Source organism: Shewanella sp. 125m-1, from assembly GCF_052977065.1.
The window spans coordinates 1-9,446 of sequence record NZ_JBRILT010000076.1 but is presented as its reverse complement, the minus strand read 5'-3'; the positions used below and the strand labels follow the sequence as shown (position 1 = coordinate 9,446).

Sequence of the window (9,446 nt, the reverse complement as noted above, 5' to 3'; positions counted from 1 at the left end):
AGGTTCTAGGTTCTAGGTTCTAGGTTCTAGGTTCTAGGTTCTAGGTTCTAGGTTCTAGGTTCTAGGTTCTAGGTTCTTCACTATTGTTAACCAAGCGTTTGAGTCAATTCACTAATAATTAGCTTTTTACTCTAAGTGTATAAGTAAATTCACCACCCAAAACCAAACAACATAAAGATAACATAACCAAAACAATTAGATACTGTACTGGCACGTTTTCTGCTTATTCACTGCTAGACAACATTACCAGCAGCTTAGTAAAAGCTGAACTTAGATCTTAAGATCTGAATAATAAAAGGAAGTTAATCCCATGAAATCAACCTCGACTCTGCTTGCCACCGTTATTGCTATTTCTCTTTCTGGTTGCATCATCAATGTTAACGGCGCTAGCGCGGGGCCACTAAACCACCAAAAGAAACAACTTCAAATTGATGCCACGCAGATTGATACCTTGATCGCTGAAACTGGCGCTGGCGATCTCAACATCCAAGGGGTCGATGGCCTAACACAAATTATGGTTAGCGCAGATATCTACAGCTATGGCGATATCGAAAGTAACCTCAGTCTCGAACAAAATGGCACTAAGGTCACTCTGATTGCAAACTTCGACAGCAGCATTAACTTTCAGCGCTCCCCCTATATCGACCTTACGATTCAAGTTCCTAGCAGCATGATGTTAGACATTGATGATGGTTCTGGTGATATCGAGATTAAAGGCGTGTCGGCAAATATTCAACTCGATGACGGCTCTGGCGATGTATGGATTCAAGGCGGTAAGGATCTCGATATTCAGGATGGTTCTGGCTCTGTTGAAATCAGTAACACTACTGGCAAGCTCACCTTAGAAGACGGCTCGGGTTCTATAACGTTATCTGATATTGGCGGCGATACCCATATCGATGATGGTTCAGGTGACTTAAGCGTACACAACGTTAACGGCCGCGTAGTGATTGATGACGGTTCGGGTGATATCGATGTCGACAATACCCTAGGTTTAAGCATTATCGAATCAGGCTCTGGCGATCTTAGCGTTGATAACATCAACGGCGCTGTCAGCATGCACTAATACCTATCCATATAAAGATACCTCTACGTATTAAGCACTTCGATAGAGGCAATACCTTCCCGGCGCAGGCACTGCGATCTGCTAGACAGATTTAGCCTTACTGTTTAGCAGATCCCAGTGCCCTGCCCACCTAATGACATAATCAAAGGAATTGATTGATGAACAAACTAAAACAGCTTTGGAAAAATAACCGTCAGTTAATGATTTTCATTGTGCTAATGTCTGTTTTTAGAAGTGCTGTCGCAGACTGGTACTCAGTGCCCACAGGATCGATGCAGCCCACCATCAAAGAAGGTGACCGTATTGTGGTGGATAAAATGGCCTATGATTTACGCTTGCCCTTTACTCAAATCTCATTAGCCACAATAGGCGAGCCAGAGCGTGGTGACATCGTTGTGTTTGAATCAACCGCTGCCAATAAACGCTTAATCAAACGCGTTATCGGCCTACCCGGTGACGCGGTTAGTTTGCGCAACGAAGTGCTGTTGATTAATGACGAAGCATTAGCTTATTCAGTGGTATCTGAAAACCATCAAGAGTTAATTGCCAAAGAAGACCTCAACGGCTTATCCCATAGCATCCGGATTGAAAAGGATGCCAGCGATAGCCTAAGCCACTTCAATACCCTGACCGTACCTGACAAGCACTACTTAGTTATGGGTGATAACCGCCGTAATAGCGCCGACTCTCGGGTTTATGGATTTGTACCTAGAAATGAACTTAAAGGTAAGGCGACTCGCGTCGCATTTTCACTGGACTATGAAGACCGCTATATGCCACGTGAAGAACGATTTTTTACGAGCCTTTATACCGATTAAACTCGCTTCACTTAACTCAACTTAACCCTGCTAAGTAAATCATCTGAATGGCGTAACCTCAGTGAATGGTTACGCCATAAATGCTCACTCTTGCGTGGCTATCAAAGCGAGCTTCTTGGCTCTTGGCCACTTTTTTAACACTATCTCACGCTTAAGCGCATCGGAGTGACTGCCCACAGTTTCAAAGTAAGCTAGAGTCAGCGGCCCTTTTCCGCGCAAAAACTTAGCCGATTTAGCACTACCACTTTGATGCTCGGCAAAGCGGCGTTCCACATCGGTGGTCACGCCCGTGTACAGGTGCCCATTGGCACAGCGCACCATATACAAGTACCACTGCTGCGGTTGACTATTTTTAGGCTCAGAGCCGTTTTCAGGCTCTGTGATCTGCTCTGTTGCTGCCATTAACGGCTAACACTAGTGGTAACGGTTTGTTTGTGCTGGTCGTCTTGCTCAGCCTTATCATCCAGCCCTAGCAAACCGATAAAGAAGGCATACTCTTTAGCCGTATCCTCATATTGGCGATAACGGCCACTCTTGCCACCGTGCCCTGCTTCCATATCGGTATCAAACAGCAACATATTAGCGTCTGTCTTCACCTCACGCAGCTTGGCTACCCACTTTGCTGGCTCAAAGTACTGTACTTGTGAATCGTGTAATCCCGTCGTCACTAGCAGATGTGGGTAGGCTTGGGCGCTAATATTGTCGTAAGGGGCATAGCTGAGCATATAGTCAAAATAGACTTTCTCATTCGGGTTACCCCACTCATCATATTCATTGGTGGTGAGCGGAATCGACTCATCAAGCATGGTGGTCACCACATCGACAAACGGCACATGAGCAGCCACGGCAAAGTAACGTTCCGGTGCCTGATTGATAACGCCACCCATAAGTAGGCCACCCGCACTGCCACCAGCAGCAACCACTTTATCTTTTGCGCCGTAACCTTGCTCGGTCAGTGCCTTAGTCACATCGACAAAATCATTAAAGCTGTTTTGCTTATTGAGCATTCTGCCGTCGTCATACCAAGCTCTGCCAAGCATTTCTGAACCTCGTACATGGGCGATAGCATAAACCACACCACGATCGAGCAAGCTTAGCGCTGATGAGCTAAAATCTGGCTCTACGGTATAACCATAGGATCCGTAGCCATACTGATACAGTGGATTAGTACCATCTTTATTAAACTTATCTTTGCGATACACTAAGGTTACTGGCACCTCTTTACCGTCACGAGCCTCGATAAATAAACGCTCTGCCTGATAGTCATCGGCATCAAACTCACCCAGCACTTTTTCTTGCTTAAGCAGTTGGCGCTCATTTGGCTGAGTTAACGCATACTCATACACAGATTCAGGCGTGGTCGGGCTTGAATAGTATATTCGCAGCTTGTCACTCTGCTGACTGGCATTAACATCGAAGCCCACAACATAAGCGGGATCGTTAAAGGCTAATTCAAATTCGGCTTGGCCATTAAACGGATACACGCGAATATGGCTAATGCCTCGCTCGCGTGTTTGCACCACCATGTAATCTTCAAGCAGAAGCACATCTTCAATACGGGAGTTGAGATCATGAGCGATTACATCTTGCCAAGCGCTCTTGTCGGCAGCCTGGCTAATAGCCACCTTCATCAAGCGGAAGTTGCTTGCCTGCCAGTTCGTCAGAATGTAATAGCTGTCGCCTAACTTAGATACCGAATACTCATGACCCTCTTCTCGCGGCAATACTGGCGCAAATTGTGTGAGTGGCTGACTGGCATCTAACATGCTCATTTCACTGGTAACGGTACTTTCGGCATGTAACACAATCACTGACTCATCGAGAGACTTACCTAAGCTGATGTAGAAGGTATCATCTTGCTCTTCATACACTAAGACATCATCAGCCTGACTGGTACCGAGTTTATGACGGAACACCTGATAGCCAAGTAGCGTTTGTGGGTCTTTGGCAATATAGAACAGATGCTGATTGTCGTTTGCCCACACCACGGCGCCATCGGTGCCCTCAAGCTTATCGGCCATCAATTCGCCAGTGGTGAGATCTTTAAAGTACAAGCTGTAGATACGACGGCTTAATAGGTCTTCAGCAAATACCAGCTTAGTTTCATCTGGGCTCACCGATACACCGCCCAAGCCATAAAAGTCTTTGCTCTCGGCGCGAAGATTCACATCTAATAAGATTTGCTCTTGCTGGCTGTCTAACGCTGTTTTACGCGCAATAACCGGGTATTCAAACCCTTGCTTGTAATAGCGGTAATACCAATGGTTATGCCAGAAGTACGGCACACTCGACTCATCCTTATCGAGTCGCCCCACCAGCTCATCAAACAAACGCTGCTTAAGTCCGTCAAAGGGTTTGAACTGCTCTTTGGTATAGCTGTTTTCAGCATTGAGATGCGCGATAACCTTGGCATCTTTACGCTCATCGTCTCGCATCCAGTAATAATCATCGACACGAGTGACACCATGTAGCGTCATTGTGTGGGGTACTTTGTCAGCTTTAGGAGCTTCTACAGGTTTTTTTGAGGTCATATTATTACATCCAAATAGCAATATAGCGCTAAGTGTGAGAGCTGAAATCAATTTCATCTAACGCATCCTTGTGCATTCTCAATCGGTATTATTTGTGTCTTTTGCTGGAAGTCCGCTAGTTTTTTGCGCTATTTCGCCATTTTTGCGGCCCAGCTTGTCATTTTACATAAATAGGGGCAACATAACGCCACTTGGCTAATTTGTTAATCAATTCATTAATCATTAGCCAAGAATAATTCTCAGGGCGGGGTGAAACTCCCCACCGGCGGTAAGTTATATCGTGATAGTAATCACCATATAAAAGCCCGCGAGCGCCTAGTTTAGGCTATTTAATATCAATAAAAATAGCGTAAAGATTAACTAGGGTCAGCAGATCTGGTAAACAGACTTTACCTATGACGCCTGTCATCGATGAGGTTGCACCTACTCCAGAGCCGACGGTAATGAGTACTGATTAACGATATTCAGTACACTGAGTCCGGATGAAAGAGAATATAAGAATAAGCGCGTGATCCGTTAAGCCTTACAGGCTTTGTGGCGCACTTCGCGCAGCTCTTATTATGCACATCAACTAATGTCGATATTTTGGCTTAGGCTATGTGCCATTTTCTGTACGCCCTGATTCTGGCCAACCCAATGTCGTATTTTAAGGATGTTATCCATGAATCAGTCTTTACTTGCCCCTTATGGCAATGCAATCGAACGTGTAAATGCAGCACTTAACGCACTACGCCAAGGCAAAGGTGTGTTAGTTGTTGATGATGAAGATCGTGAAAACGAAGGCGATCTTATTTACTCGGCAGAAACACTCACTAATGAACAGATGGCACTGCTTATTCGCGAATGTAGCGGTATAGTTTGCCTCTGCCTGACCGATGAACGTATCGAGCAGTTACAACTCCCTCCAATGGTAAGCGATAACAATAGCCAATATGGCACCGCGTTTACCGTGAGTATCGAGGCTAAAGAAGGTGTAACCACAGGTGTGTCAGCCGCAGACCGTGTTACCACTATCAAAGCTGCGATTGCCGATAACGCTAAGCCTGATGACTTAGCACGCCCAGGTCATGTTTACCCTCTACGTGCTCGCCCTGGTGGAGTATTAGAGCGCCGCGGTCATACCGAAGGCACGGTTGATCTGATGAAGCTTGCAGGACTAAAGCCTTATGGCGTGCTTTGTGAAGTTACCCTTGTCGATGGCACTATGGCTCGCCTGCCTGAAATCATTGAGTTTGGTCAGCAGCACAATATGCCGGTACTGACTATCGAAGATATTGTGGCCTACCGAAATACTCAGTAATACCCTACCGCATTAATACCGCACATTAATCCAGACAGTCACCTATTAAGTGGCTGTCTTTGTAAGAGTTAATCGTCATCCAGCAACATTATGTATATTAAATACATAATCAAACTAATTGATTAGTGAAATATTTCTGCTAACCAACTAAATTCGTGACCTAGATTAGACTTTGTTGAATTAACTGAGACACCCTTTTATTTCTATGGTTATTATCTAACGCTCTTTTTTATTCTCACTTTCCGTCACGGCCACCAGAGCCGACATGTTGTCCTGCGGAGGATCTGCGCCGAATGCTACCCGTATTAAGTCGATTGAGCTTAAAACAGAAGCTATTTCTATCAGCCTCTTTACCAATGTTTATCTTGGTATTGCTCGCGATTGTGAGTGCAACAACACTCATCAAGCAGTATCAGCACGCTTCAGCCAATGTTCTCACCACCAAAGTGACCTTAGGCATAGAGAACGTTATCTATGAGCTACAAAAAGAACGGGGACTCTCAGCCGGGTATCTTAGTAGCAATGGGCACTTGTTTGAGGATGAATTACAGCAACAATGGCTCATTACTGACAGGGCGTTTCAAACATTCATTTTCAACTCGGCTCTTACAGAAACCATCAATACCGTCAAAAACGATAGTGTGCTGTTTGACGCACTTAAAGAGCAGATCAGTAAAGCCAGTATAGAGCTGCAACAATTAAGCACGGCTCGACAAAACATTAGCGAATTGAAAACTCCCGAATCCTTCGATTTCTATTCAAAACTCACTCAAAAGCTCATCAACATCATCTCTCAGTTACGCTTTAAGAGTGACAACTCTTATCAAGTACTGGTGCAGTCTGATTTGATTAGTATGCTCAAGATCCAAGAGCTCTCAGGCCAAGAGCGCGGCCTAATCAATAAACTCCTTTCTGCGCCATATATCGACCCTGCAGCATTTAAAGCAATAGCCCAGGTAAGAAATCAACTCGATAACGCCATTACCAATGCTTTCTCGACCATGACGCCAGATAATCGCATTAAGTTTAATGAGCTAATCAACAGTCAAGAACAGCAGCTCATCTCCAATTATCGCAAGCAGCTACAACAACAGATAGACTTGGTAGAACAAGCAGGCTTTATTAGTGATCTTGTCGGGTATGATGGCCTTAACTATAACTTTAATGGCTACCTCACAACGTTAGATCCTGCTTATCTTTCCAGCTTCAAACAAAATCACCTTGCCCTAAAAGCCACGTTTGAGCAGATCATAAATAATAATAACCTGACACCAAAGCAACAAGAGCTGATCCAATCATTGGAGCTAACGGCACAGCGATATCAAGAATATGTTAGCCAGACCGAGTCAACTCAACACCCAACCACTACAACACTTGAGCTGCTTACTCAAGATATTGCCTTACACGACAGCTTGTACTTGCTACAACACCAAGCTCCACTGATTAGCAGTGAAGACTGGTGGACTGCTACCACTGCTGGCATTGATAGCCTGCACCAAATTAATACCCAGCTCACCGAAAAAATTGCGCGCCAAAACGAAATAGAGAAACAGCAGATCCTCTCTTTGCTCTATATTAGCTTTTTTGCAGGTCTACTCTTCTTCTATCTCGTTTATTTACTGAGTAGAAGTATCGCCAATAACCTTATCGACTCAGTCAGCGGCATAGTAAATGATGTCGAGCAGCTCGCAAAAGACCCTAGCCTAGAGCTTGATTTAACCGTAAAGGGAAGTGATGAGCTAGCCCAAATTTCAGTCGCGGTAAACCAGATGGTCTCCGAGCGAATGAAATCAAAACGTGCACTGCACCAAGCCTCTGCCGTATTCAGGCATTCAGCAGAAGCCATCATGGTAACCGATGCCAAAAACCGCATTGAACTGGTTAACCCTGCATTTACTAAGATCACCGGTTATACCCTTGACGATGTAAAAGGCAAAAACCCAAGCGTATTAAGCTCAGCGCACCACAATAACCATTTTTACTCAGGCTTGTGGCACTCCTTAGCGGATAAAAATAGCTGGGAAGGTGAGATCTGGAACAAACGTAAAGATGGTCAAATCTATCCTGAATACCTTAAGATCACAGCGGTAAAGAATAGCCAGAATGAAACCATTCAACACATTGGCCTATTTTTAGATATCAGTAACAACAAACAGTATGAGCAGGACCTTTGGTATAAAACAAATTACGATTCTTTGACTAAGTTGCCGAATCGGCATCTATTCTCGTTACGCCTACAACAAGCGATTGATAGTGCTCAGCAGGAAAACAATCAGGTCGCCCTCTTCTTTATCGATCTTGACCGCTTTAAGTTTATCAATGAGCTCCATGGGCACGCCGCAGGCAATAAGATCCTTAAGCAATCAGCAACACGCCTTGAGTCAGTATTAGGGCCTAACGACTCCATTGCCCGTATCGGTGGCGATGAATTTGTCATTATCTCGCCGCAATCAAACATATCCAACAGCACTGAAATACAAGCACAAAAACTCAGTGATGTGTTATCTAAGCCCTTTATATTAGATGGCAAAGAAACCAATATCTCATCCAGTTTTGGCATCGCCTTTTTCCCAGAAGATGGCCAAGATATAGAGATGCTACTACGTAATTCAGAAACGGCTATGTATCAAGCCAAGCGCGATGGCCGTGCGCATTTTCAATATTTTTCTCCTGAGATGAATGTCGAAATGTTAGCACGTATGCATTTAGAGCAAAGGTTACGTAAAGCGGTAAAACTTAACGAGTTCTACATGGAATACCAACCCGTTATTGACATGTATAGCGGCAAAACAACCAGCGTAGAAGCCTTGATCCGCTGGCGAGATCCAGATTACGGCATCATATCTCCCAGCACGTTTATTCCGATTGCCGAAGAGACTGGATTGATCGAACCTCTGGGAGAATGGATCATACATCAGGCGCTCTCGGATCTTGCCCAGCTGCACGCCCAAGGTTTACCAATCAACATGGCAATTAACGTGTCTGCTCGTCAATGCATCAACTCAAAAGAGTTGAGTTTGTATGACCTGCTCAAGCAGGGGCTAGCAGAACATGCGATCTCAGCTAAGAACGTCCATATTGAGATCACTGAGAGCATGCTAATTGAGGATAAACCCCGTTGCTTGCAGATCTTAGAATCAATAAGGCAGCTTGGTGTCGATATCTACCTCGATGATTTTGGCACAGGCTATTCCGCTCTTAGTTATCTGACACAATGCCCTATTTCTGTCATTAAAATAGATAAAAGCTTCATTGATAACGTGTTGAGCAATCAATCTGATGCAAAGTTGATTACCGCGATAGTGATGATGGCACAAAGTTTGGAAATGCCACTCGTGGCAGAAGGAATTGAAACTGTCGAGCAGTGGAATTTTTTACGCGATTTAGGCTGTGACTACGCTCAAGGATACTTGATGTCTAAACCGCTGACGAAAGCCGACTTGGTTGTTTTTTTGCAGCAGGCTAGGCCTTTCCAGTATCTGAATCTCAATACCGAACAGGCTCCAATCAGTATCAGCAAGTGATCCACTCAGGGCGCTTTTTAGCTGGCTAACTCGGTCAAGAAGGATGGATGCTGGAATGCTTGCTACTTTATGTAAGCGATTCAACACTGAAGTCTTAAATATTCTTACGCATACAAAAAAGAGCAGCTAAGCTGTAATGCCGATCATTTAGCAGTTTATTGATCGGTTGACCGATCTTTATAAGATGGCAAAATCCGAGTGTTTTTA

6 protein-coding genes and 1 riboswitch are annotated in these 9,446 nt (G+C 44.5%); of the genes, 4 read left to right on the top strand and 2 right to left on the bottom strand.

What is annotated here, in order from left to right:
- Positions 1–310 precede the first annotated feature (310 nt).
- Both ACVBIK_RS20330 and lepB read left to right on the top strand, forming a co-directional pair.
- Positions 311–1,066, top strand: coding sequence for a hypothetical protein (locus tag ACVBIK_RS20330; protein WP_447170385.1), 756 nt, complete (start codon positions 311–313; stop codon positions 1,064–1,066).
- A 158-nt stretch (positions 1,067–1,224) separates the two neighbouring features.
- A complete protein-coding gene (gene lepB / locus ACVBIK_RS20325) occupies positions 1,225–1,884 on the top strand; it encodes a signal peptidase I (RefSeq protein WP_447170384.1) in 660 nt (219 codons plus the stop codon).
- Positions 1,885–1,968: 84 nt separating this feature from the next.
- On the opposite strand, the gene ACVBIK_RS20320 is transcribed toward lepB, so the two are convergent.
- Both ACVBIK_RS20320 and ACVBIK_RS20315 read right to left on the bottom strand, forming a co-directional pair.
- A complete protein-coding gene (locus ACVBIK_RS20320; protein ID WP_447170383.1) occupies positions 1,969–2,286 on the bottom strand; it encodes a GIY-YIG nuclease family protein in 318 nt (105 codons plus the stop codon).
- Positions 2,286–4,472, bottom strand: a complete 2,187-nt coding sequence (locus ACVBIK_RS20315) for a S9 family peptidase (RefSeq protein WP_447161068.1) — start codon at positions 4,470–4,472, stop codon at positions 2,286–2,288. Before ACVBIK_RS20315 ends, ACVBIK_RS20320 begins: the two co-directional genes overlap by 1 nt.
- A 174-nt stretch (positions 4,473–4,646) precedes the next feature.
- Positions 4,647–4,913, top strand: a riboswitch (FMN riboswitch).
- A gap of 163 nt (positions 4,914–5,076) precedes the next feature.
- On the opposite strand from ACVBIK_RS20315, the gene ribB reads away from it, so the two are divergent.
- Both ribB and ACVBIK_RS20305 read left to right on the top strand, forming a co-directional pair.
- Complete coding sequence (gene ribB, locus ACVBIK_RS20310) at positions 5,077–5,715, top strand: 3,4-dihydroxy-2-butanone-4-phosphate synthase (RefSeq protein WP_447170382.1); 639 nt, start codon at positions 5,077–5,079, stop codon at positions 5,713–5,715.
- Between the two features lie 293 nt (positions 5,716–6,008).
- Positions 6,009–9,239, top strand: coding sequence for an EAL domain-containing protein (locus ACVBIK_RS20305; RefSeq protein ID WP_447161066.1), 3,231 nt, complete (start codon positions 6,009–6,011; stop codon positions 9,237–9,239).
- The last annotated feature ends 207 nt before the right edge of the window (positions 9,240–9,446 follow it).

Coding starts and splice junctions, on each gene's coding strand:
- ACVBIK_RS20330 (WP_447170385.1), top strand. CDS start 311: ATGAAATCAACCTCGACTCTGCTTGCCACCGTTATTGCTATTTCTCTT.
- lepB (WP_447170384.1), top strand. CDS start 1,225: ATGAACAAACTAAAACAGCTTTGGAAAAATAACCGTCAGTTAATGATT.
- ACVBIK_RS20320 (WP_447170383.1), bottom strand. CDS start 2,286: ATGGCAGCAACAGAGCAGATCACAGAGCCTGAAAACGGCTCTGAGCCT.
- ACVBIK_RS20315 (WP_447161068.1), bottom strand. CDS start 4,472: ATGAAATTGATTTCAGCTCTCACACTTAGCGCTATATTGCTATTTGGA.
- ribB (WP_447170382.1), top strand. CDS start 5,077: ATGAATCAGTCTTTACTTGCCCCTTATGGCAATGCAATCGAACGTGTA.
- ACVBIK_RS20305 (WP_447161066.1), top strand. CDS start 6,009: ATGCTACCCGTATTAAGTCGATTGAGCTTAAAACAGAAGCTATTTCTA.